Here is a 25,498-nt window from a genome sequence, read left to right on the forward strand (position 1 = left end):
TTCAACTTCTATTATGAAGCTGTTTTAAATGAGATATAAGCCTTGTGCAAAACTTATATCAAGTCAGGGCTGAATGTTCAATGTTTAACAATGGATTAGACGTCTAGATTTAGGTCAGTCACCGCACCTTTTTCCGCACCAGAGGTCAACTTGGCAAATTTAGCCAAAGCGCCGTGGGTATAGTTTGGTTTCGGTTTGACCCAGGCCGCGCGACGTGCAGCAATTTCATCCTCAGCCACATGCCAAGTCATTTCACGGGTTTCAGCGTTAATTGAAATTTTATCGCCGTTTTTAACCAAGCCAATTGGGCCTCCTTCATAGGCTTCTGGTGTCACATGCCCAATCACAAAACCATGGCTGCCGCCCGAGAAACGCCCATCAGTCAACAGTGCAACAGATTGGCCTAGACCTTTACCAATAATCGCTGAAGTCGGTTTTAACATTTCCGGCATACCCGGCCCGCCTTTTGGCCCAACACCGCGGATCACCACCACTTCACCTTCTTGTACTTCGCCATCTAAAATACCGCGCATGGCACCCTGCTCACCCTCAAATACCCGCGCAGGCCCCTCAAAATACAGCCCTTCTTTACCGGTAATTTTAGCCACTGCACCCGTCGGCGACAAATTTCCTTTGAGTACCACCAAATGTGAATCCTTTTTAATTGGCGCATCAAACGGCAAAATAATTTGCTGTCCTTCAGGATAATCCTCTACATCGGCTAAGTTTTCCGCCAAAGTTTTGCCCGTAACGGTGAGGCAAGAACCGTCGAGCATGCCGGCATCCAGCATGCGTTTCATGAGCGGCTGAATGCCGCCAATGGCAATCAGTTCCGACATTAAATATTTACCCGATGGGCGCACATCGGCCACCACAGGAATATCTTTGCCAATACGCACAAAATCATCCAAAGACAGTTCCACGCCTGCGGTATGCGCCATGGCAATCAAATGCAGTACGCCATTGGTTGAACCGCCTAAAGCAATCAGCACTTTAATCGAGTTTTCAAAAGCGGCTTTGGTCATAATGTCGCGCGGCTTAATATCGAGACGCAGCAGGTTCATCACGGCTTCACCTGCGCGTTGGCAATCTTCAATTTTATCTGCTGAAACTGCTTCCTGCGCCGATGAACCTGGCAAGCTCATGCCTAAGGCTTCAATCGCTGAAGCCATCGAATTGGCCGTATACATACCGCCGCACGAACCCGGCCCCGGCAGCGCGACTTCTTCAATCTGCTTCACTTGAATTTCATTGATTTCGCCTTTGGCGTGCTGACCGACTGCTTCAAATACCGAAATCATATCGGTATGCCCTGCTCCGGGTTTGATGGTGCCACCATAAATAAACAGGCTCGGACGGTTTAATCGCGCCAAACCCATGATACAGCCTGGCATATTCTTGTCGCAGCCGCCTATGGCAATTACGCCATCATAGGCCTGACAGCCCAACACAGCTTCAATGGAATCGGCAATGATTTCCCGCGATAGCAATGAATACTTCATGCCTTCTGTACCGTTGGAAATGCCGTCAGAAATGGTGATGGTATTGAAAATAATGCCTTTCCCGCCTGCAGCATTCACCCCACTTTCAGCTTCACGCGCCAAGCCATCAATATGCATATTACACGGCGTGACATTGGCCCAAGTCGAAGCAATACCAATAAATGGGCGTTTAAAGTCTGCATCTTGGAAGCCCGTGGCACGCATCATGGAACGTGCAGGCGCATTCTCTATGCCTTCATAAACAGGAGCAGAATGTTCGCGGATATTATTTTTACTCATTGTTGTTCCTTGGCGATGGCTGATTTTGGCTTCAGCTTTGGCGGGTTCTTTTAAATTTATTGTATAGAAAGCGCTCGGCATGTAAAAGAAATTACATCTCAACAAAAAAGATTTTTAGCGCATGCAATACCATTCAATCACATGACAAAACGACATGGATGTCGCTGTTTTCCTATATGGCAGGGATGCCATATCAGGAGAACAAAAGATTTTTGTTACTTTTGATCTTTCAAAAGTAAGGGAATGCCTACAAAAAGCCATATATTTTACAGCTACTATCCAAGGCTGTGATCTTTGGTTCTATTTTCAATCAGATCAAGAGTTTTAAAATAAATAATAATTGCTCATTATTTCATTAAAAAGCTGGTTATAACGGAGTCTTATCTCTATCAAAGCAAATTTTCGGAGCTCGTATGTTACTTTTGTTTTGGCAAAAGTAACCAAAACCATTTGTCATCCGCAAAACTCGGCAACTGATTGCAACTAAAAAAATGATCGCAGAAACATTCACTTTTAAATTACCGTTTGCCTCAAACAGTTGCGGATGACGTTTCCTCGTATCCAATGCAAGTTATGTAGATGCAAATTTAAAAAGCACCCCATTTGGAGTGCTTTTTATTTAAAAATCTAAAGCTTAGATTTCACGTACTGCGCCTTTCGCTGCACTTGTGGTATGCATTGCATACGCTTTCAATGCTTTCGAAATTTTACGCGGACGCTCTTCAACTGGATGCCAGCCTTTTGCTTCTTGCGCTGCACGGCGAGCGGCCATGGTTGCTTCATCAACAGCTAAGTTGATGGTACGGTTTGGAATATCAATTTCGATTAAATCGCCATCTTCCACCAAACCAATTGCACCACCTTCTGCTGCTTCAGGTGAAACGTGACCAATAGACAGGCCTGACGAACCGCCAGAGAAACGACCGTCAGTCAATAACGCACATTCTTTGCCTAGACCTTTCGATTTCAGGTAGCTGGTTGGGTACAACATTTCTTGCATACCCGGACCACCACGTGGGCCTTCATAGCGAATCACAACCACATCACCGGCTTTGATTTCATTACCCAAGATCGCCTCTACTGCTGAATCTTGGCTTTCAAACACACGTGCAGTACCGTTGAATTTCAAGATTGAATCATCTACACCCGCAGTTTTTACGATACAACCATCGAGCGCAATGTTGCCGTAAAGCACAGCTAAGCCACCATCTTTCGAGAACGCATGTTCAGCATTACGGATCACGCCATTTTCACGGTCACCATCTAGTCGTTGGTAATATCGATCTTGTGAGAATGCTGTTTGCGTTGGAACACCACCCGGCGCTGAACGGAAGAACTGATACACGTCTTCATTTTCAGTACGGATGATGTCCCATTTATCCAAAGCATCTTTTAGTGAAGCTTCGTGAACTGTACCAACAGAAGTATCAAGCAAGCCTGCACGGTCTAATTCACCTAGAATTGACATGATTCCGCCTGCACGGTGTACATCTTCCATATGCACGTCGTTTTTCGCAGGTGCAACTTTACATAGAACAGGCACTTTGCGAGACAAACGGTCAATGTCGTCCATGGTGAAATCAACACCAGCTTCATTTGCAGCTGCTAATAAATGCAGAACGGTGTTGGTTGACCCACCCATTGCGATGTCCAAAGTCATGGCATTTTCATACGATGCTTTGGTTACCATTTCACGTGGCAATACGCTGTAATCATCTTGTTCGTAGTGACGTTTGGTAATTTCTACGATCAATTGACCAGCTTTTTCAAATAATTTTTTACGGTTGGCATGGGTTGCAAGCGTAGAACCATTACCCGGTAAAGACAGGCCCAATGCTTCTGTTAAGCAGTTCATTGAGTTTGCGGTGAACATACCTGAGCATGAACCGCAAGTTGGGCATGCAGAGCGTTCGTATTCTGCTACTTCTTCATCGGTATAGTTGTCATCTGCAGCCACAATCATGGCATCAATTAAGTCGATGGCTTTGTCGTTGCCACGGATTTTAACTTTACCCGCTTCCATTGGACCACCAGAGACAAATACCACTGGAATGTTCAAACGCATTGCCGCCATCAACATCCCTGGAGTAATTTTGTCACAGTTGGAAATACATACCATGGCATCGGCACAGTGCGCGCTCACCATGTATTCTACTGAGTCTGCAATCAAGTCACGTGAAGGCAATGAATACAGCATACCATCATGGCCCATCGCAATACCGTCATCGACTGCAATGGTATTGAATTCTTTAGCAACACCGCCTGCTTGCTCAATTTGACGCGCCACGAGTTGACCAAGGTCTTTAAGATGAACGTGACCCGGTACAAATTGAGTAAATGAGTTCACGACGGCAATAATTGGTTTACCGAAGTCTTCATCTTTCATACCAGTTGCGCGCCATAAGCCGCGCGCACCCGCCATATTTCTTCCGTGTGTCGATGTTTTTGAACGATAGTCAGGCATTTTATATTTCCAACAAAGTTTGAGCTTGAAATGAATCCTACAGATTCACTCTGGCTAAATCATACTGACAATGATGTAAAATCAGTCGAATTTTAAACCTATCATACACCAAGCCATTGTTTTTAAAGATGGCTTTTTAAGCTGAGATTTGGGCAGATGTGTCTATAAATAAAACCGAGTGATTTGACGACAAAAATCTTTTAACTGAAATCTACTATACCGCCATCAATGGCTGCACAATACAAAACTTTCATGAATAATTTTTAATTTTTATATAAATATAATTTATTTAAAAATTGCAAATTTGCGATTTTGGGTTATGAAATCATTGAGCTTGGACAGCTTCAAAGTTGCAAAAATCAATTTCTAATGTTCTAAATTACGCATTAATCATTTGCTATAATCCACATATTCAACACAGATTCGGTTCATTCATTTTGAAAATCATCTTTGCCGGTACGCCAGAATTTGCCGCAACAGCACTAGCTGCATTGCTCAACACACAACATGAAATTGTTGCGGTATACACTCAACCTGACCGCAAAGCTGGACGTGGACAAAAACTCACAGCTTCTGCCGTAAAGCAATTGGCTTTAGAGCACCATATTCCTGTTTACCAACCCCTTCATTTCAAATCATCGACTGAAGAAGGTTTAGCCGCACAAGCGGAATTAAAGGCCTTAAATGCCGATGTTATGGTGGTTGCAGCCTATGGTTTGATCTTGCCGCAAGTCGTGCTAGATACCCCGAAATATGGCTGCCTAAATATTCATGGCTCATTGCTGCCACGTTGGCGTGGTGCAGCACCGATTCAACGTGCCATCGCAACAGGTGATATTGAAACAGGTGTCACCATTATGAAAATGGCAGCCGGACTAGATACTGGTGACATGATGTATAAAACCATCTGCCCGATTGAAGCAACGGATACCTCTGCAACTTTGCATGACAAACTTGCAGAGCAAGGTGCAACTGCAATTGCTGCCGTTTTAGACACTGAACAAACATTGCAGCAATATCTGGATAGCCGTGAAGTCCAAGACGAAGCGTTAACGGTTTATGCACATAAGCTTTCAAAAGCCGAAGCAAAAATTGATTGGTCCATCGATGCCATACAAATCGATCGTAATATTCGCGCCTTTAATCCGTGGCCGGTAGCCTTTATTCAGTTGGATGAACAAAACAACTTACGTGTTTGGCATTCTGAACTTTCTGCTGTGTCTGCACCGAACGCTCAAGCAGGTGAAATCATTGCCATCGACAAAAAAGGCATACACGTTGCCTGTGCCAATGGCAGCGTGATTATTTTGACCTCTTTACAATGGCCAGGCGCTAAACCACTCAACCCTGTACAAATTTTACAAACCCAAAAATTGACTATTGGACAAATTTTATAATGAAGCAATCTCCCAACGCCTCGACCCGAGACCTTAATTTACGTGCTCAGGTAGTGAAGACGTTATTGGCTGTCCAAAATGGTCAATCGCTGCAATCGGTACTCGCGCAGCAAATGAATATCGTGTCAGATAAAGACCGTGCGTTATTCCATGAATTGGTGCTTGGTTGTTTACGTCAATGGTACGCATTGAAACAACTGACTTTACCATTACTGTCTAAACCAGTAGATAACCAAGTGGTTGAAACCTGTTTATACCTTGGTTTGTACCAATTATTGTGTACCCGTGTCGCGGCTCACGCTGCAATTTCTGAAACGGTGGAAGCTGCAAAACAATTGGGTATGGGAAGTCTAAGTGGCTTAATCAACGCAATTTTGCGCCGTGCAACACGTGAAACAGAACAGTTCTACGACGTGCTTGAACAAGCCACAAATCTACCAAGTTGGTTAACCAAACGCCTGAAAAAAGACTGGGGCGAACAATTTGACGAGCTCAGCTATGAGCTTAAGCAAATTGCACCACTGACTTTACGTGTCAATACACGCCAAGTGAGCCGTGATGAATACCTTGATATTTTGGAAGATGAAGGCATCGATGCACATCGCTGTGAACTCTCTAATGTCGGTATTGTGATGGACGAAAGCCTACATATTCCAAGTTTACCGGGCTTTGAAGCAGGTGGTTTTTCGGTACAAGATGAACATGCTCAACTGTGTGCAACACTATTACCAAATCTCGATGGTAAATTTGTGATTGATGCTTGTGCTGCGCCGGGCGGTAAAACCGCACATATTTTAGAGACTTTCCAACCGAAGAAACTCGTTGCATTGGATCAAGATGAAAAGCGTCTAAAACGTGTGGTTGAAAACCTAGATCGTTTGGATCTCGATGGTAAACATGTTGAAATTCAAACTGCCGATGCCATCACCTATACTGCTCCTGAACTTGCTGATTGTATCGTGCTCGATGCGCCATGTACTGCTGTCGGTGTAATGCGTCGTCATCCTGACATTCGTTTACTACGTCAATCGGGCGACATTGCGAAAACAGTAGTATTACAAAAGCAAATTTTGGAAAACATGTGGAAGCAGCTTAAAGTTGGCGGTACGCTGCTTTACATCACTTGCTCGATTTTAAAAGCTGAAAATGAACAGCAAATGGTTGAGTTCTTTGCCAATCATGCCGATGCCCAAGAAATTAAAATTGAAGCGGATTGGGGTGTTGAACAAATTCATGGTCGTCAACTGTTCCCGAAAGCGGGTTATGGCGATGGCTTCTTCTACTGTCGTATTCAAAAAACAGCTTAATCTGCAATAGAATTTGCTTTTTAGCACCACATAAAAAAGGAACCCGAGGGTTCCTTTTTTATCAGCGATGAAGCTTAATCTTCTTCATCTGGATGTTTTGCTAAATGGATCGACGCTAAGATCAAGCCGCCCCAAAGTAAAACCATTGAAATGATCATCATGATTAATGCAGATGTATTCATGTTATTTCTCCTCAGGTTTTTTGTCTTTCATGCAACTAAATACAATTGCACCAAGCACAAAGATCGCAATGACTAAACCGGCTACAGGCAATAACACGTCTACTGGATAACCACCATAGCCTTTAGATGCAACGTCTTTAATGGTTAATCCTAAAGCTACTAATAATGAAAGCGGAGTAACAACCGTTAATAAGAAGTTCCAACCAAAGCCCAATTTGATACTTGAATATTGATTCACATGATCACGTAATTGCGCAAGCAATGGACGACGGAACCACGACACCAAGATAATCGAGAACAAACCACCCGCCACGATACCAATGTTATTGGCAAAGTAGTCAATGATGTCAACGAAAGTAATCGCACTGTGGGTTGAGAAAATTAAAGTCGATACAATGGCAGAACCACCCGCAACAATCGTTACAGCTTTTTTACGTGACCAGCCGAATTTATCTTGGAACGACGCAATTGGCACTTCCAAAATACTCACCATTGAGGTGATCCCTGCTACAGCCAGTGACGAGAAGAACAAGAAACCAAATAAATCACCGCCCGTACCCAAGCTCGAAATGATTTTCGGGAAAGCAATAAACGCAAGACCAATACCGCCTGAAACCACTTCATTTACAGGTACGCCCGCACTATGCGCCATAAAGCCCAATGCCGCAAAAATACCAATACCCGCTAAAATTTCAAATGATGAGTTGGCTAATGCAACGACTACACCTGAACCGGTCAAGTTGGTTTTTGCTTTTAAGTAAGATGCATAGGTCAACATGATCCCGAAACCAATCGATAACGAGAAGAAGATATGACCAAAGGCTGCTAACCATACTTTATAGTCAGTCATCGCATCCCAGTTTGGCGTAAAGAATGCATTTAAACCTTCTGTAGCACCAGGTAAACGCACTGCTTGAATCACTAAAATCGAGAACAAAATCACCAACAATGGAATAAAGATTTTATTCGAAAGCTCTACACCCTTCTTCACACCACCATATAAAATGAACATGGTAATCGCCCAAACAATCACCAATCCAAAAAATAAGGTCGGTACAAAACCAAAGGCAATTCCATCGGCATTTTGCAAGTAGGTATTAAAGAAGAAGCCTTGCGTATCTTCACCCCATTTTTGACCGATTGAGTAGAAAATATAACTGCCGGCCCATGACAATACGCTGGCATAGTAGATCCCGATGATGAGTGTCACCATCACTTGCCACCAGCCTAATGCCTCACTGTTCATAAGTTTTTTATATGCAGTTGGCGGTGCTTTTCGGAATTTATGCCCCACTGCATAATCTAAGAACAATAAAGGCAAACCTGCTGCAAAAATTGCAATTAAATAGGGAATTAAAAATGCACCGCCACCATTTTCATACGCCACGTAAGGGAAACGCCAAATGTTTCCCAAACCTACAGCGGAACCAATAGCGGCAATGATAAATCCTGATCGTGCCGACCAGTTTTCACGATTATCTGACATAGAACACCTAAACCTCAGGCATCTTTAACTGCTGCTTGTTATGGTTATATCGCGAGCAAAAAAAGAACCATAAAAATAAAATTCTGGGTGTTTGATCTGGTGAGATACCTTGTGAGCGTCTATACCAAATTGCAAACAGAAAAATCACATGCGCATTTTGGTTAAAAACACCACAAATAACTTTCCCTTTGTATGAATTAACAATACTCACTTTTTTTAAGTTTTTCTGTAATTTCTACGGCAAATATTCCATTTTTATAATGTGTTTAGGCTTAAATGTTCATTTAATCAGCTTATTTTTCATACAATTTAAGTTATCAATAATATAACTTTTAGGAATGTTTTATTTCCTATTAAATTTTTAAAGTTATTTCACTCGATAATGTCCGGTAATTTGATAGGCATGTAAAATATCTTCTTCCTGTGTGCCCTTTCCTATATTATGGATGATCAGCGGAACATCGCTACCTTTCACTTTACGATCTGAAACCACACCGATATGCACTAAACCACGCCCTAAGTCCCAAGTGACAATATCTCCGGCCAAATACTGCTTATCTTTGACAACAAAGCCCTGACGTAGCATCCAGGTTTGAATATTGGGAACACGCCGATGATCAATATTTTTATCAGTACTTTTTAAGCCCCATTTTTGTGGATACTGCTTAAAATTGGCTTTCATATCTTCATGAATGGCTTGTTGTAAATCAATTCCTTGCTGTCGTAATGCACGAATTACCACGTCGGTACAAACACCCTTGATTAAAGGGACATCTCCCATCGGATAACGCAGTGCAGTATACGCAGGATCGTAATATAAGGTTTTCCCTATTTGACTGCGTGCATCCGTCACCATTTGAGTGGCGTTAAAGGCAAAGACAGCCATATTCACGGTCATCAAACTGACCAATAATAAAATTCGTTTCATTTTTTCTTATTCACTTTAGATTTTTGCAATGATTCAAAAACTGGGCTTCGAACAGATCCATACTGAACAAAGCCCAAGTTTAAACTGCTACAGTTTTATCGCCAATACGCGTTCTTCTTGCATATCTCGAATGGCAGACTGAATCCCTTCACGGCCTAAGCCAGAATCTTTTACGCCACCATATGGCATGTTATCGACACGGAAAGACGGAATGTCATTAATAATCACTCCACCAACCTCTAAGTGATTCCACGCATACAACATTTTATTCAAATTTTGCGTATAGATGCCCGCCTGTAAACCAAAACGGCTGCTATTAATTTTGGCGATACCTTTTTCAAAGTTTTTGTATTTCTCTAAAATCGCTACAGGGCCAAAGATTTCATCTTTATACACTTCTAGCGATTCATCGACATTTTCCAATAAAATTGGATCGAGCAATGCACCCTGATGTTCACCACGAACCAATGCTTTAGCACCTTTTTTTACTGCTTTATCGACCCATTTATGTACGCGTGTTGCTTCTGCTTCCTTAATCATTGGACCGACCATGGTGCTTTCCAAATGAGGATCAGCGGCTTTAAGCTGCTTCATTCTCGCCACGAGTTTTTTCTTCACATCGGCATAGATATCGGCATGCACCAAGATGCGTTGTACGCTGATACACACCTGCCCTGCATGGTTATACGCCCCACCGACTAAACGTTCAATAAATGCCGCTGAAATTTCAGTATCAGGCTCAACCAATACAGCAGCGTTGCCACCGAGTTCCAAAGTCACTTTTTTACGCCCCGCACGCGCTTTCATATCCCAGCCGACAACATCGGAACCGGTAAAGCTGAGCAGTTTAAATCGGTCATCTGTTACCAAGACATCTGCATGTTCACGTGGACAAGGTAAAACTGAAAAAGCACCTTTAGGTAAATCCGTTTCTGCCAAAACTTCCGCAATTTTTAAAGCTGAAATAGGCGTCAAACTTGCAGGCTTCAAAACAAATGGACAGCCTGCGGCAATGGCAGGTGCAATTTTATGCGCAGTCAGATTGATCGGAAAATTAAACGGGCTGATCAACGATACAGGACCAATTGGCACATGTTTGACCATGCCTTGATAGCCAGATGCCGCTGCGGTAACCGCCAATGGGATCATGCGACCATCATCCATCTGTGTGACAGCATCGGCAGCAATTTGAAAGGTATTAATTAAACGTTCAACTTCAGCAGCTGCGGCTTTATGCGGTTTTCCACCTTCCGCAATTAAAATTTCAGTCAATTCTGCACGCATTTCATTAAAACGTTTAACACAGTGCAGTAAGATTTTTTGTTTTTGAAAAGGTTCCAATGCCGCCATTGCAGCGCTAGATTTAACCGCTGAATCAATGGCTTTTTCAATGGTTGCAGCATCTGCGAGTGCAACGCGTGCATATACGTCTTGGGTATATTTTTGATTCACTTCTAACCACTGATCGGTAGTCGCTGCTTTACCTGCAACATAGAGCGGATAATCTTTTATATCTTGTACGGCTTTGGACATGACGATATTTCCATGATCTTGAGACATTATTGATAAATGTGAATAAATCTATGCCCTCTATCATGCGCTGACTGAGCACAGAGTTCACTATATTTAAGTAACAAAATGAACCACAAGCCTCAAACTTGATTACTTATACGCCCTAAACTTCATCCCCTATTTTCAGATCTCTGCTTGCACTGAAAACCGTATGATCGAGTCTCTATATAACGATGAAATTAAATTAGAAAAGCTATTTAAAATATTAAATCTCATTATTTATCAATTTTTTAATAAATCATTCAACCTAAATTCAATGATAAGAATTATGAGTACAACATAAAAAAAGCCCATCAAATGACGGGCTTTTTAAATCTATGTTTTAGCTATACGAACGCTGTGTTTTCACTGAAGTCTTATTCACATTTTCTAAAGCGGCAACCTCTTCATCCGTTTGCGCTTTGCGAATAAAGAACACTGCAATCGCTGCGATGACTACTGGAATTCCCACAGCCATAAAATTAATTTGATGTGGCAATTCTTGTGATAATAAATAGCCTATCAGAATAGGGCCAACAATCGCACCTGTACGACCGACTGCAGATGCCCATCCAATACCTGTCGAACGTACAGACAACGGATAGTACTGTGCAACATAGCTATACAGCAAGATTTGCGAACCAATTGCCGATGCACCTGCGACAGCAACCAAAAGATAGATCACAGGCTGTGGTGAATTAAAGCCGAGTAAAGATAGTGCCACAGCACCTGCGAGACATAATGTAATGATCACCGGTTTTAAGTGGAATTTGTCCGCTAAAATACCGCCGCCAATCGTACCAATTACGGCACCAATATTCATCGCCAATAGGAAGGTCAAACTGCTACCTAATGAATAACCTGCGGCCATCATTAGTTTTGGTAACCAACTGCCTAATGCATAAAGCGTTAATAGACACATAAAGAAACACAGCCAAAACAACATCGTACTTACGCCACGACCTTGCTTATACAACGCTTTAACAGATGTTCCACCCGGAACCGCAACTTCAGTCAGTTCCAGTTGAGTATTTGCAGTCACGGTTTGTTCAGGTGCAATGGTTTGAATCATACGACGTGCTTCATCATGACGATTCACCTTCACCAAAAATGTGAGCGATTCAGGTAAAAATTTCCAAGCAAATGGCAACAGTAACAGTGGAATACCCGCAATGAAGAACATGATTTGCCAGCCATAATCCGCAGTAAACCATGAACCAAAGAGAGCCGCCATGATGCCACCCATTGCATAACCACTGAACATAGTGGTCACTAAAGTACTGCGTAGATGCTTAGGTGCATATTCAGATGTCAATGCCACAAGGTTCGGTAATACCCCACCAATGCCAAGTCCAGCAATAAAACGTAAAGCACCAAATTCAGTAGGATTTGATGCAAAACCGCCTAGAAATGTGAATGTACTGAATAAAAATACACAGATCATGATGACTTTCTTACGGCCAATCTTATCAGCCAAAGTACCAAACATCATGGCACCAAACATCATCCCTGCAAGTGCTGTACTCGCAAGCATGCCTGCCTGAACAGCTGTTAATCCCCAATCTTTCATCAATAAAGGCAGCGCAACACCATTGATCGCTAAGTCATAACCATCAAATAAAATAAGAATTAGACACCACATCATGATGCTGAAATGCGATTTTGTGAACTTAGCGTTATCGACAACGCTATTCACATTCATTGTGCTTGCAGACATTGAACCTCACCTCCAATTGTGAGTTTTATTTTTCGCTACAATGCCGTTTTTCAATGTAAATTGTCCAAAATTACAAAGGTATAGATCCATACCTTTCAGATATATCCATGTTGTTTGGGAATAAAATGTCATAAAAACTCGAATATTTTTGAAATATTTATACATACAAAAGTCGATGAACTGCGGGTCTAGTTTTAATAATGATTAATTATCAATGCGTTATTAGAAGCTAAATCACAATCAGACGATAGATTATTTGATATGAAAATTGTCAGAATAAAACTCAAATTTTATAGAAAAAAATCGCAGTTCTACGATCTAAGTCGTAGATTTCGAAATCATAAGTCATCAGCCATCACTTAAGTCGATAATTAGGCATTTAAACGGTTGTTTTGGCTTACTTACATTCAGGTTTTACGGCATTTAAAGCTGAGAATTCCTTAAATTGATGATTTTTTGAATGCATTGATTGTCTAATAATCACCCATGTTTAGATGATTCAAGCATCAATTTATCTATATTTTTCTCCTTTTCCCTTTTTCCTTTTTTCTCCTTGCATAAAAAAACACCCCCTGAGATATCAGGGGGTGTTTTGAATAATGAGCTGGCGATGACTTACTCTCACATGGGTAACCCCACACTACCATCAGCGCTAAGAGGTTTCACTTCTGAGTTCGGGAAGGGATCAGGTGGTTCACTCTTGCTATTGTCGCCAGCACAACTGTTATGACTTTGCATTTGGTCTTATCTTTTCAGTGCCGTTGCTTGGTCAAATGAGTTATTAACAGATCATATCTAAGTTGCATATTTTGTTCTTAAGCGTTAACTAAATCAAGTTATTTTGCTTAATATCGAATCAATTGATGCTTTACATACAACTGTTTGGGTGTTGTATAGTCAAGCCTCACGAGCAATTAGTATTGGTCAGCTTCATGCGTCACCGCACTTCCACATCCAACCTATCAACGTCGTAGTCTTCAACGGCTCTTTAGTGGACATAAAGTCCAAGGGAAATCTTATCTTGAGGTAGGCTTCCCGCTTAGATGCTTTCAGCGGTTATCCCTTCCGAACATAGCTACCCGGCGATGCGACTGGCGTCACAACCGGTACACCAGAGGTTCGTCCACTCTGGTCCTCTCGTACTAGGAGCAGATCCTCTCAAATTTCCAGCGCCCACGGTAGATAGGGACCGAACTGTCTCACGACGTTCTAAACCCAGCTCGCGTACCTCTTTAAATGGCGAACAGCCATACCCTTGGGACCTGCTTCAGCCCCAGGATGAGATGAGCCGACATCGAGGTGCCAAACACCGCCGTCGATATGAACTCTTGGGCGGTATCAGCCTGTTATCCCCAGAGTACCTTTTATCCGTTGAGCGATGGCCCTTCCATACAGAACCACCGGATCACTAAGACCTACTTTCGTACCTGCTCGACTTGTGGGTCTCGCAGTTAAGCGCGCTTTTGCCTTTATACTCTACGCGTGATTTCCGACCACGCTGAGCGCACCTTCGTACTCCTCCGTTACTCTTTAGGAGGAGACCGCCCCAGTCAAACTACCCACCAGACATGGTCCTCGTCCCGGATAACGGGACAGAGTTAGAACCTCAATATTACCAGGGTGGTATTTCAAGATTGGCTCCACCGAAACTAGCGTCTCGGTTTCAAAGCCTCCCACCTATCCTACACAAGTAAGATCAAAGTTCAATGTCAAGCTGCAGTAAAGGTTCACGGGGTCTTTCCGTCTAGCCGCGGGTACACCGCATCTTCACGGCGATTTCGATTTCACTGAGCCTCTGCTGGAGACAGCGCCCCCATCATTATGCCATTCGTGCAGGTCGGAACTTACCCGACAAGGAATTTCGCTACCTTAGGACCGTTATAGTTACGGCCGCCGTTTACTGGGGCTTCGATCAAGAGCTTCGCTTACGCTAACCCCATCAATTAACCTTCCAGCACCGGGCAGGCATCACACCCTATACGTCCACTTTCGTGTTTGCAGAGTGCTATGTTTTTAATAAACAGTTGCAGGGGCCTGGTTTCTGTGGCTGCTCTCAGCTCAGGAAGCAAGTTCCATCACCAAAAGCAGCGTACCTTCTCCCGAAGTTACGGTACCATTTTGCCTAGTTCCTTCAGCAGAGTTCTCTCAAGCGCTTTGGTCTACTCGACCTGACCACCTGTGTCGGTTTCGGGTACGATTCCAGTGTAACTGAAGCTTAGAGACTTTTCCTGGAAGTATGGTATCAGCCACTTCACTGTACAAGTACAGCTTGCTGTCAGATCTCAGCATAGAGTACCCCGGATTTGCCTAAGATACATGCCTACTTCCTTTCACCTGGACAACCAACGCCAGGCTGACTTAACCTTCTCCGTCCTCTCATCGCATTACACTGAAGTATTGGAATATTAACCAATTTCCCATCGACTACGCCTCTCGGCCTCGCCTTAGGGGTCGACTCACCCAGCCCCGATTAACGTTGGACTGGAACCCTTGGTCTTTCAGCGAACGGGTTTTTCACCCGTTTTGTCGTTACTCACGTCAGCATTCGCACTTCTGATACCTCCAGCGGACTTCTCAATCCACCTTCATCGGCTTACAGAACGCTCCCCTACCACTTACACTAATGTGTAAATCCGCAGCTTCGGCATATAGTTTTAGCCCCGTTACATCTTCCGCGCAGGCCGACTCGACTAGTGAGCTATTACGCTTTCTTTAAAGGGTGGCTGCTTCTAAGCCAACCTCCTAGCTGTCTATGCCTTCCCACATCGTTTCCCACTTAACTATAATTTTGGGGCCTTAGCTGGCGGTCTGGATTGTTTTCCTCTTGACTACGGACGTTAGCACCCGCAGTCTGTCTCCCGGATAGTACTCATTGGTATTCGGAGTTTGCATCGGTTTGGTAAGTCGGGATGACCCCCTAGCCGAAACAGTGCTCTACCCCCAATGGTATTCGTCCGAGGCGCTACCTAAATAGCTTTCGGGGAGAACCAGCTATCACCGAGTTTGATTAGCCTTTCACCCCTATCCACAAGTCATCCCCTGGCTTTTCAACGACAGTGGGTTCGGTCCTCCAGTTAGTGTTACCCAACCTTCAACCTGCTCATGGATAGATCACCCGGTTTCGGGTCTACACCCAGCAACTAAACGCCCTATTAAGACTCGATTTCTCTACGGCTCCCCTAATCGGTTAACCTTGCTACTGAATGTAAGTCGCTGACCCATTATACAAAAGGTACGCAGTCACCAAACAAGTTGGCTCCCACTGCTTGTATGCATGCGGTTTCAGGATCTATTTCACTCCCCTCACAGGGGTTCTTTTCGCCTTTCCCTCACGGTACTGGTTCACTATCGGTCAGTCAGGAGTATTTAGCCTTGGAGGATGGTCCCCCCATATTCAGACAAGGTTTCACGTGCCTCGCCCTACTCGACATCATTATCTAAGCCCTTTCGCGTACAGGACTATCACCTACTATGGTCGCACTTCCCAGAGCGTTCCACTAAAGCTTAGATAACTTAATGGGCTTTTCCCCGTTCGCTCGCCGCTACTGAGGGAATCTCAATTGATTTCTTTTCCTAAGGGTACTGAGATGTTTCACTTCCCCTCGTTCGCCTCATAAACCTATGTATTCAGTTTATGATACCCGCCTTATAGCGGGTGGGTTTCCCCATTCAGAAATCTCCGGATCACAGGATATTTGCCGCCTCCCCGGAGCTTATCGCAGGCTATTACGTCTTTCATCGCCTCTGACTGCCAAGGCATCCACCACATGCACTTAATTACTTGACTATACAACCCCAAACAGTCGCCCATCTCCTACAAGTGAAGATGTTGCGTTGCGAACTTAATCGCCACAGTTAGAGTCTCGTGAACTTAATCACTGTACAGCTTCAATTAGATTCATATACCAAAACGCTTGATTCAGTTAATTTCGCTAGTAACTCATAGCTTTTATCTTCACATCACAGTAATAAATCACTGTTAGTGTTAATGTCAGTTATGAGTATGAACAAATTATTTCAACTCAAATATATTCTGTTAATGATTTTTCCAGCCTTCGTCAGGTCAGGAAACTGTGATAAATCACAGAGCTTAATAACAATGGAGCGAATCATACGCCACTTTGTTGCTAAGCTCTATAACCTAAACACTTGATCGATTAAGGACTAAGCTAACAATCGTTTGATTGTTTATTTTAGCTTCGTTCTCTATACATTGCGTAGCAATGTATGGTGGAGACTAGGAGAGTCGAACTCCTGACCTCCTGCGTGCAAAGCAGGCGCTCTACCAACTAAGCTAAGTCCCCAGCTTATCAATAAGTCAATGTTTCTGATTTCCGTTTACTCTGCAATTGCTTACGTGTCAGTAGTGGTGGGTCTGACAAGACTTGAACTTGTGACCCCACGCTTATCAAGCGTGTGCTCTAACCAACTGAGCTACAGACCCTCAGATACATCGTCATGAAGAACAACTTGTTGTGGATTCTTACCAATCGTCAATCTTTCGTTAAGGAGGTGATCCAGCCGCAGGTTCCCCTACGGCTACCTTGTTACGACTTCACCCCAGTCATCGGCCACACCGTGGTAAGCGTCCTCCTTACGGTTAGACTACCTACTTCTGGTGCAACAAACTCCCATGGTGTGACGGGCGGTGTGTACAAGGCCCGGGAACGTATTCACCGCGGCATTCTGATCCGCGATTACTAGCGATTCCGACTTCATGGAGTCGAGTTGCAGACTCCAATCCGGACTACGATCGGCTTTTTGAGATTAGCATCTCCTCGCGGAGTAGCAACCCTTTGTACCGACCATTGTAGCACGTGTGTAGCCCTGGTCGTAAGGGCCATGATGACTTGACGTCGTCCCCGCCTTCCTCCAGTTTGTCACTGGCAGTATCCTTAAAGTTCCCGGCTTAACCCGATGGCAAATAAGGAAAAGGGTTGCGCTCGTTGCGGGACTTAACCCAACATCTCACGACACGAGCTGACGACAGCCATGCAGCACCTGTATGTAAGTTCCCGAAGGCACCAATCCATCTCTGGAAAGTTCTTACTATGTCAAGACCAGGTAAGGTTCTTCGCGTTGCATCGAATTAAACCACATGCTCCACCGCTTGTGCGGGCCCCCGTCAATTCATTTGAGTTTTAGTCTTGCGACCGTACTCCCCAGGCGGTCTACTTATCGCGTTAGCTGCGCCACTAAAGCCTCAAAGGCCCCAACGGCTAGTAGACATCGTTTACGGCATGGACTACCAGGGTATCTAATCCTGTTTGCTCCCCATGCTTTCGTGCCTCAGCGTCAGTATTAGGCCAGATGGCTGCCTTCGCCATCGGTATTCCTCCAGATCTCTACGCATTTCACCGCTACACCTGGAATTCTACCATCCTCTCCCATACTCTAGCTTCCCAGTATCGAATGCAATTCCCAAGTTAAGCTCGGGGATTTCACATCCGACTTAAAAAGCCGCCTACGCACGCTTTACGCCCAGTAAATCCGATTAACGCTCGCACCCTCTGTATTACCGCGGCTGCTGGCACAGAGTTAGCCGGTGCTTATTCTGCGAGTAACGTCCACTATCTTTAGGTATTAACCAAAGTAGCCTCCTCCTCGCTTAAAGTGCTTTACAACCAAAAGGCCTTCTTCACACACGCGGCATGGCTGGATCAGGGTTCCCCCCATTGTCCAATATTCCCCACTGCTGCCTCCCGTAGGAGTCTGGGCCGTGTCTCAGTCCCAGTGTGGCGGATCATCCTCTCAGACCCGCTACAGATCGTCGCCTTGGTAGGCCTTTACCCCACCAACTAGCTAATCCGACTTAGGCTCATCTATTAGCGCAAGGTCCGAAGATCCCCTGCTTTCTCCCGTAGGACGTATGCGGTATTAGCATCCCTTTCGAAATGTTGTCCCCCACTAATAGGCAGATTCCTAAGCATTACTCACCCGTCCGCCGCTAGGTCCAGTAGCAAGCTACCTTCCCCCGCTCGACTTGCATGTGTTAAGCCTGCCGCCAGCGTTCAATCTGAGCCATGATCAAACTCTTCAGTTTAAAATCAATAGTACATATAGTGTACCAATCTTGGCTCATCAATTACTGACAAAAATTTGCTCAAATAAACTTCGAGTAATTTCTACCATCAATCAATGAAAATAATTTCGATCGATCAACCAGTAAAAATCCACACAAGTTGTTCTTCATAATCTCTTAATGATCTTTCTAACATTTCGTCAATGCTAAAAGCTGGACTTCGATAAACTCAACAATTCAACGCTTCGTTCGTTTCCGTCTATCTCGTCGGTATGGGGTGCATTCTAGAGCATTTCAGAATCATTGCAACCCCCAATTCACTATATTTTTCACGTATGTATTTTTTATAAGCGTTTTTGCTAAAAAAATTGCACTTTTACCTATTTTTTAAGCATTTTTTCTTTGTACACGACAAAAAAAGATAACTCATTGAAATAATGGCATAGTACTTGTTTTCTGACGACGAATATGATGACACATTTCAATGAGTTACATCTCATCTTAAACAAATATCTAAAGTGGAACAAGTCACATGCAAAATGTTTTACACTGATTATGCTTGCATTAATTGTAAAAACAGACATGTAATCTTTCTTCTGCATCTAAAGCCTTACCCATCAAGTGCTTACCACAATCATTTTATCGACGTATACAACGCTTCTTTGCAGATCAGTATTTCGATTGTTACCCATACATAACATCCCTATTATGATGGATAACGTGTGGCATCCCTGCCACACTCGTGTATCCAAACGTTGCTTAAATTAAACTATGTAATAGTGGCGACATAAAGGTGCTCTTATCGCTATATATTAAAAACTTAGTGGAACACTGTTTCTAAAGCTTTTAAACCCACTTTGGGATCAAGTAGACCGTTGTAAATTTCAGGGATTTCACGTTCCACCCCAAAAAATTCATAAATGGCAAGCATCGCCCCACGAACTGAATATTCCACAGTAAAGACCACGTCATCTTCAATTTCCACAAACTGTCCAAGGAAAGCAAAGTTTTGTGAGCCTTGTGGAATTACCTGTGGACGGTCCCCCGGTTTACGGCAGGCGAATAGGGCAGAGGCGTATGGCATCATGGCGGTAGTAACATCAGTCGTTGCCAAAACATGATCTAAAATGTCGTCAAAACCGAGCTGTTTAATCAGTTCTGTTAGGATTTCTTGCCCCGTGGCTTCGGACATTGGTTTTTTGATGTAATCGCCTATATGGTCAATTTGGAAACCGTAGCCCCATAAGGTATATAAACCTTCAGGTAAGTCGGCAAAGTGTGGCTGTGCAGGAACCACGATGGATAAATGCCAACCCGACTCATACCAAGTCATGAGTGCGCCTGTGCCTGGTTCGTTGCCTGTATAGTCAATAATACGTTTAAGTAGCACGTCATCTTTCATGGTCAGAGTGAAAGACTCCCACTTATGTTCATCGACATTGCCATAAAAAGTCATTGGACGGCCAAAGTCTGGGGCTTTTTGTGCCAGCGTTTCCCAAAGCGTCCAGCCATGATCTTCTCGATGACGAATAAGGGCAGGCACGTCATGATTACCGCCATAACGTGAGTCTGCTGTAATAGAGCCTAAAGTGAAAATAGCTAAATCATTGGCTTTCAGATTAATTTGCTCTGAGCCTTCAGGCAATTGTACATATAGACGTGAAGCGTAGCGTTCTTGAGTTTCAGCATTGGTAATGAAGTCTGCATCTGTGACATAGTGTCCAAAACGCACATCGACGCCTTGTGCGACTAACCAACGCTGTAGGGGCAGAATCATCGAGTCATATTGGTTGTACTTGGTACGTTTCACACCCGCTAAGGTATGAATGCGTGGCAATTCTTGAATAAAACGCAAGAAATAGCGTCTTAACTCTGCTGCACTGTGCCATTTTTGAAAAGCGAAAGTCGTGCGCCACATGCGCCAGAAATTGGTTTCAAAAAAGGTTTCATCAAAAAACTCATCAATGCGGCGACTGCCAATTTTTTCTTCTTTTGAAGCTAATAGGCGCAGCATCTGTGCACGATGTAGCGTATTCAGACCAAGCTTTGCTGCATCCGCAATGACATGTTCGGCATCAATCAACCGTGCATTGGCGTGGGTTTTCACTTTTTCATTAAACTCACGACATTCTTCACGCACCGAAATGTCTGGATTTTCCAAAGATGGAATACTGGAAAATAAGTCCCATAGGCACAAATAAGTTTCATCGGTCAGCATTCGCCCACCACGTGTTACCCAAGCTTGCGCGGCATGCGGTGTATGTCCACCATCCATCGAACCACCTGAAATATCGAGTTCTTCTAAAATATGGATATTTTTGGCAGGGACTTTGGCATCACGGATTGCAAATGCAGCAGCAGCCATACCTGCGATACCACCACCAATAATCCAAAGATGGGACTGTTGCGCGTCTAATGGGGTGCGCTTCTTATTTTGCATGGTTCACCTTTAATTATGATGTTAAAAATTATGAAGTAAAAAAATTGGTTTAGAAAAACCTTAAAAATAGTATGTCTTTTTATATATGAAAAATGTATGAAATGGGAAGCAATCCCCTCATTATATTTTGTAATCAAAAATAGACGTATGATGGCTATTTTTAATACACATTTGTCTTTTTATTAAAATTGAATATGATCTAAATAATTGATGTTAATGTTTATTGTTGAGTAATTGCTCTATTGTTGTTTTCACTATGCCGTATGCTAAATTTCTTTAAAAATAGGCTTTTTATTTATCATTAAAAAATATCTTTGTACACGACAAAAAAAGATAACTCATTGAAATAATGGCATAATACTTGTTTTCTGACGACGAATATGATGACACATTTCAATGAGTTACATCTCATCTTAAACAAATATCTAAAGTGGAACAAGTCACATGCAAAATGTTTTACACTGATTATGCTTGCATTAATTGTAAAAACAGACATGTAATCTTTCTTCTGCATCTAAAGCCTTACCCATCAAGTGCTTACCACAATCATTTTATCGACGTATACAACGCTTCTTTGCAGATCAGTATTTCGATTATCGTCAAATTTCTCAGTTAATTTTCAATATATTTTCATTCGATAAAGTCCAATTAACTTTGGATAGAACTAATTGGAAATGGGGAAAACGAGATATTAATATCTTGATGTTAGCCATCGTCTATCGTGGAATAGCGATACCTATTGTTTGGACATTGCTCAATAAACGTGGAAATTCAGATACAAAAGAGCGTATTGCTTTGATTCAACGCTTTATCTCCATTTTTGGTAAAGATCGTATTGTGAATGTGTTTGCAGACAGAGAATTTATCGGTGAGAAATGGTTTACATGGTTAATTGAAAATGACATTAACTTCTGTATACGTGTTAAAAAAACTTTATTGTGACCAATCACTTAGCCAAGAATCATAAAATTAGTGATTTATTTCGTCATCTTCAAGTTGGTCAAACTGAATGTCGTAAACGACGTATTTGGGTTGGTCGAGTGAAACTGTATATTAGTGCGCTACGATTAGAAGATGGAGAACTTTTACTTGTTGTTTCTCCTATGTTTAATGCTTCTGCTATTCGTGATTATGCATTACGCTGGGAAATCGAAACGTTATTTAGTTGTCTCAAAGGACGTGGATTCAATCTTGAAAATACTCGTTTAACAGACCCACCCTAGACGAGTCAAGAAATTGATAGCAGTGCTAGCTATCGGTTTCTGTTGGTGCTATTTAACAGGTGAATGGCAACATGATCGGAAAAAAGCGATAAAAATAAAGAAGCATGGACGACTTTCAGTAAGTTTATTTCGCTACGGTTTGGACTATGTTCAAATGGCTATTCTACGTTTGATTGGTTTTGGAAAAAAAGAAGAATTTAAGAAAGTGCTAGCAATTTTAAGAAAGAAAAAGCCTGATAGGACAAGGATCCTATGAAATTTGTCGTGTACAGAGGCATTTTTTATAAATTTTTAGCAAATAGTCGATATTTAATTAAGTAAATTTCTTATATCTAGCAAATCTTTTTCAGCGCTTTTAAATCTAATAAAAGTAGCTTTGATTATTTATTGATCATTAGTCTACTTTTCTTCCTCAAAGCACATCATTTTTTTCAGTCATCACACCTATTCAAGCTTTATAGACATTTTTTTGCGTGCATTTTTATATTTCCAAGCATTTTTTAACGTTCAAATGCTAAATGTTGCATGACTTCCAAGATGACTTGTTGCTTTCCACGGAAATCCTCGGCAGAAAATAGCAGCTTGGCACGTCGAGGGAGTTGTTCTCGTACCAATGCAAATAGTTGGTACTGTGCTGCGATATCCAAATCATGTAATTGTTGCTGCGCCTCACAAAATAATGCTCGCTTATACTGTGTGGTTTGGTGATCAAATAAATATCTCAAGATTCGATCAATCTGTTCATCATGATTATCGGTATTGTAATACGCCATGTTGTTGCTCTTTTTTGATTTTTGACCATTATTCCATAAGGCCTGTTTTTGCAAAAATCATTTTAATTAACCTGAATCCTGCTTAAGCCAATCATTCCATTACTCGAATGGTTGGCTTGTTTTGATGGCATAACTGGTAAGCACATAGAGATGCATAAATTCCAGCTAAGTATCCTTCAATGCTTCTCGCTTTACTCGTCACCAAATGATATTTCCCTTTTAACAGGCTAAATAAAGTCTCTATTTTATTACGCTGCTTTAAGTGATATTCATCTGCTGTTGAGAGTTGTACAGATTTCATATTCTTTCGGTGATAGGTAATTAAATCAGTACTTTGTACTTTTAATCTACTCTTTAATTCCTGACTGATATAACCACGATCAGCATAGAGCTTGGCTTTTAATCCTTCTACCAACTGTTCAACCATTTTAATATCTGCTGTATGCCCATTTGATAAAGCTGTACTGACCATGTCTCCTGACTGATTCATGATTAAATGCAGCTTACAGCCAAAGAACCATCCCATTGAGCTTTTGCCGCGTGTTGCAATTGCTGCTAGAGATTTATGCCGTTGAATCCGCTGATTTTTACATACAGGTAGTGTGGTCGAATCGATCCATAAATACTGACTCTGACAGTCTTTCATTAAGGCAAAATGTAAAGCATGCAGTGCCAATTGATGTGCTCTGATGAGATGAACCATTCGTTGGTAACACGGTAAATATCGAAAGAGTTGACTATGATTGTGCTTTAATGAAAAGAAAAATGCTTTGAAGTTATTGAAATGAGAGCATTTATACCAAATTGCGATGAATACGATTTCTGAAATTTTCAATTGAGAAGACCGCATTCTCAAACGCTTGTTGTTGTGTTTTAAAAATTCCCAATAGCTTGCTTCAAATTTCTGAAAAAAGTCATCAACGATGCAGAAGAAATATGTAAAATCGAACATGGTGGCTGAAGGCTTAGGTTGTGTGGTAACTCCCTAATGGTTTTCAGTCACCTTTTTTTCAAGTTAATTTCTTATCCGCGATTCAGGTTAATTACATGCTTAGTCATTTTTGCTGATAAAAATACAGCCTATTTTATTTGAATAATCACTATTAACGATCACAGTCATAAAAAGCCACTATTTTTGGGCTTTAGACGCATAGAGCGCAGGCTGCGTTTTACGTACACTCTTTTTATTTTTTAGGTGCAGGATGCCAACACAGTTTTTTCCACGCTTATTCTTACTATTAGGCGGATTAGGATTTTTGGCTTTTGGTGTCGTACTCTCTATACATTCAAATTTAGGGACATCCCCTATTTCCTCGGTGCCCTACAGCTTTAGCTATATCTTTCCTCTCACCGTCGGCACATTAACAGTATTAATGCATATCATCATGATCCTGCTGCAAATGCTGATCTTAAAATCACGCTTTCAATGGATACAGTGGCTGCAATTACCCGTGGGAATTTTGTTTGGTGCATTTATTGACGGTTTAATGTGGCTGACCCAAGGCTGGAGCATAGAAAGTTACCCACTTCAACTCCTAGCTTGCTTGGCAAGTTGCCTGATTACTGCTTTAGGTGTGAGCTTAGTGGTCAAAGCCAGTCTAGTCCTCTTGGCCGCAGAAGGTCTCTATCAAGCCATTGCTGTTCGTTATCGCCTTGATTTTGGCAACTGTAAAACCTATGGCGACATCCTCTTGGTCAGTATTGCGGTTATCAGTAGTTGGCTGATCTTACATCAAGTCATCGGAGTCCGTGAAGGCACCATTATTACCGCACTTTTAGTGGGAACATTAGTTAAGCGGATCTTACCTAAATTAAGCTTCATTCAATTTGGCTCTAAGCCCTAAAACAAAACTCCATGAACATCGATCTTAGTAGAGAGACATTTTAAAGCTCGATTGAATCGGGCTTTTTTTCTGGCGCGATTAAAATCTTTAATACAGAAATGAGTGTGATTTTTGAAAGGAATAGCTCAATTTTACAAATAAAAAAGGGAAAGATCTCTCCCAAAATCTTTCCCTTAGAATTGAATCTTTAGTCGATCCATCGTGTAGTTATTATAGTTATTTGTTAACTCACTAAAAAAAGAGTCCCTTGGGGAAGAGACTTATAAAAAGTGGAGTTATCGTTATGTGCCCTCTAGATGGTATATATATCTCTAGATGAATAAATCTTATACATAAAATTCAAGAAATGCAACACATTTGGCAAAATTTAAGTGTTGTTTTTA

At 42.3% G+C, this 25,498-nt stretch carries 13 protein-coding genes, 2 tRNA genes, 3 rRNA genes and 2 pseudogenes; 5 read left to right on the top strand and 15 right to left on the bottom strand.

Annotated elements, in window-relative coordinates:
* Nucleotides 1–95 precede the first annotated feature (95 nt).
* On the bottom strand, nucleotides 96–1,781 hold the full coding sequence (gene ilvD / locus MST16_RS16715) for a dihydroxy-acid dehydratase (protein ID WP_180009589.1): 1,686 nt from the start codon (nucleotides 1,779–1,781) through the stop codon (nucleotides 96–98).
* 634 nt (nucleotides 1,782–2,415) lie between these two features.
* Entirely contained in the window at nucleotides 2,416–4,245 is a 1,830-nt protein-coding gene (ilvD, locus tag MST16_RS16720) for a dihydroxy-acid dehydratase (RefSeq protein ID WP_180009588.1), read from the bottom strand.
* 437 nt (nucleotides 4,246–4,682) lie between these two features.
* Between ilvD (MST16_RS16720) and fmt the strand changes: the two genes are divergently transcribed.
* Nucleotides 4,683–5,642 (top strand): methionyl-tRNA formyltransferase, encoded by a 960-nt coding sequence (gene fmt, locus MST16_RS16725; protein ID WP_180009587.1) that lies wholly within the window; start codon nucleotides 4,683–4,685, stop codon nucleotides 5,640–5,642.
* Nucleotides 5,642–6,949, top strand: a complete 1,308-nt coding sequence (gene rsmB / locus MST16_RS16730; RefSeq protein WP_180009586.1) for a 16S rRNA (cytosine(967)-C(5))-methyltransferase RsmB — start codon at nucleotides 5,642–5,644, stop codon at nucleotides 6,947–6,949. The genes fmt and rsmB overlap by 1 nt, the downstream gene beginning before the upstream one ends.
* A gap of 74 nt (nucleotides 6,950–7,023) precedes the next feature.
* On the opposite strand, the gene MST16_RS16735 is transcribed toward rsmB, so the two are convergent.
* The 10 genes from MST16_RS16735 to MST16_RS16780 form a co-directional block, all read right to left on the bottom strand.
* Nucleotides 7,024–7,131 carry a methionine/alanine import family NSS transporter small subunit gene (locus MST16_RS16735; protein WP_078194501.1) on the bottom strand — a complete coding sequence of 36 codons (108 nt, stop codon included), beginning with the start codon at nucleotides 7,129–7,131 and terminating at the stop codon, nucleotides 7,024–7,026.
* A gap of 1 nt (nucleotide 7,132) precedes the next feature.
* A complete protein-coding gene (locus MST16_RS16740) occupies nucleotides 7,133–8,617 on the bottom strand; it encodes a sodium-dependent transporter (protein WP_180009585.1) in 1,485 nt (494 codons plus the stop codon).
* A gap of 367 nt (nucleotides 8,618–8,984) precedes the next feature.
* Nucleotides 8,985–9,545 carry a DUF1287 domain-containing protein gene (locus tag MST16_RS16745; RefSeq protein ID WP_180009584.1) on the bottom strand — a complete coding sequence of 187 codons (561 nt, stop codon included), beginning with the start codon at nucleotides 9,543–9,545 and terminating at the stop codon, nucleotides 8,985–8,987.
* 87 nt (nucleotides 9,546–9,632) lie between these two features.
* On the bottom strand, nucleotides 9,633–11,078 hold the full coding sequence (locus MST16_RS16750) for an aldehyde dehydrogenase family protein (protein WP_180009583.1): 1,446 nt from the start codon (nucleotides 11,076–11,078) through the stop codon (nucleotides 9,633–9,635).
* A gap of 361 nt (nucleotides 11,079–11,439) precedes the next feature.
* Entirely contained in the window at nucleotides 11,440–12,813 is a 1,374-nt protein-coding gene (locus tag MST16_RS16755) for an MFS transporter (protein ID WP_180005363.1), read from the bottom strand.
* Nucleotides 12,814–13,415: 602 nt separating this feature from the next.
* Nucleotides 13,416–13,530: ribosomal RNA gene (gene rrf / locus MST16_RS16760) — 5S ribosomal RNA — on the bottom strand.
* A gap of 176 nt (nucleotides 13,531–13,706) precedes the next feature.
* Nucleotides 13,707–16,600, bottom strand: a 23S ribosomal RNA gene (locus MST16_RS16765).
* A 441-nt stretch (nucleotides 16,601–17,041) separates the two neighbouring features.
* Nucleotides 17,042–17,117 (bottom strand) — tRNA-Ala (locus tag MST16_RS16770).
* A 63-nt stretch (nucleotides 17,118–17,180) separates the two neighbouring features.
* Nucleotides 17,181–17,257, bottom strand: a tRNA-Ile gene (locus MST16_RS16775).
* Nucleotides 17,258–17,318: 61 nt separating this feature from the next.
* A 16S ribosomal RNA gene (locus MST16_RS16780) occupies nucleotides 17,319–18,856 on the bottom strand.
* Together the 16S, 23S and 5S rRNA genes with 2 tRNA genes alongside form the textbook arrangement of a ribosomal RNA operon.
* Before the next feature lie 450 nt (nucleotides 18,857–19,306).
* Between MST16_RS16780 and MST16_RS16785 the strand changes: the two are divergent.
* Nucleotides 19,307–19,544, top strand: a pseudogene (locus MST16_RS16785) (IS4 family transposase); the annotation flags it as partial.
* A 111-nt stretch (nucleotides 19,545–19,655) separates the two neighbouring features.
* Here the strand turns inward: MST16_RS16785 and MST16_RS16790 are convergent.
* Nucleotides 19,656–21,275: an oleate hydratase gene (locus MST16_RS16790; RefSeq protein ID WP_004883953.1), complete on the bottom strand. Its 1,620-nt coding sequence runs from the start codon at nucleotides 21,273–21,275 to the stop codon at nucleotides 19,656–19,658.
* Between the two features lie 383 nt (nucleotides 21,276–21,658).
* Here MST16_RS16790 and MST16_RS16795 point away from each other — a divergent pair.
* A pseudogene (locus MST16_RS16795) lies at nucleotides 21,659–22,754 on the top strand (IS4-like element ISAba33 family transposase).
* Between the two features lie 244 nt (nucleotides 22,755–22,998).
* Here MST16_RS16795 and MST16_RS16800 read toward each other — a convergent pair.
* Nucleotides 22,999–23,271: a hypothetical protein gene (locus tag MST16_RS16800; protein WP_111886092.1), complete on the bottom strand. Its 273-nt coding sequence runs from the start codon at nucleotides 23,269–23,271 to the stop codon at nucleotides 22,999–23,001.
* A gap of 91 nt (nucleotides 23,272–23,362) precedes the next feature.
* A complete protein-coding gene (locus MST16_RS16805; protein WP_179992267.1) occupies nucleotides 23,363–24,223 on the bottom strand; it encodes an IS982 family transposase in 861 nt (286 codons plus the stop codon).
* A 250-nt stretch (nucleotides 24,224–24,473) separates the two neighbouring features.
* On the opposite strand from MST16_RS16805, the gene MST16_RS16810 reads away from it, so the two are divergent.
* Nucleotides 24,474–25,115, top strand: a complete 642-nt coding sequence (locus MST16_RS16810) for a YitT family protein (protein WP_180009617.1) — start codon at nucleotides 24,474–24,476, stop codon at nucleotides 25,113–25,115.
* Nucleotides 25,116–25,498 lie beyond the last annotated feature (383 nt).

It is taken from the genome of Acinetobacter sp. YH16040_T, assembly GCF_024605785.1.
GTDB lineage: Bacteria > Pseudomonadota > Gammaproteobacteria > Pseudomonadales > Moraxellaceae > Acinetobacter > Acinetobacter amyesii.

Bases quoted from the DNA above. Each gene is read 5' to 3' on its own strand.
- MST16_RS16800 (WP_111886092.1), bottom strand. From the start codon at position 23,271: ATGGCGTATTACAATACCGATAATCATGATGAACAGATTGATCGAATC.
- MST16_RS16805 (WP_179992267.1), bottom strand. From the start codon at position 24,223: ATGTTCGATTTTACATATTTCTTCTGCATCGTTGATGACTTTTTTCAG.
- MST16_RS16810 (WP_180009617.1), top strand. From the start codon at position 24,474: ATGCCAACACAGTTTTTTCCACGCTTATTCTTACTATTAGGCGGATTA.
- ilvD (WP_180009588.1), bottom strand. From the start codon at position 4,245: ATGCCTGACTATCGTTCAAAAACATCGACACACGGAAGAAATATGGCG.
- MST16_RS16745 (WP_180009584.1), bottom strand. From the start codon at position 9,545: ATGAAACGAATTTTATTATTGGTCAGTTTGATGACCGTGAATATGGCT.
- MST16_RS16755 (WP_180005363.1), bottom strand. From the start codon at position 12,813: ATGTCTGCAAGCACAATGAATGTGAATAGCGTTGTCGATAACGCTAAG.
- ilvD (WP_180009589.1), bottom strand. From the start codon at position 1,781: ATGAGTAAAAATAATATCCGCGAACATTCTGCTCCTGTTTATGAAGGC.
- MST16_RS16790 (WP_004883953.1), bottom strand. From the start codon at position 21,275: ATGCAAAATAAGAAGCGCACCCCATTAGACGCGCAACAGTCCCATCTT.
- MST16_RS16740 (WP_180009585.1), bottom strand. From the start codon at position 8,617: ATGTCAGATAATCGTGAAAACTGGTCGGCACGATCAGGATTTATCATT.
- rsmB (WP_180009586.1), top strand. From the start codon at position 5,642: ATGAAGCAATCTCCCAACGCCTCGACCCGAGACCTTAATTTACGTGCT.
- MST16_RS16750 (WP_180009583.1), bottom strand. From the start codon at position 11,078: ATGTCCAAAGCCGTACAAGATATAAAAGATTATCCGCTCTATGTTGCA.
- MST16_RS16735 (WP_078194501.1), bottom strand. From the start codon at position 7,131: ATGAATACATCTGCATTAATCATGATGATCATTTCAATGGTTTTACTT.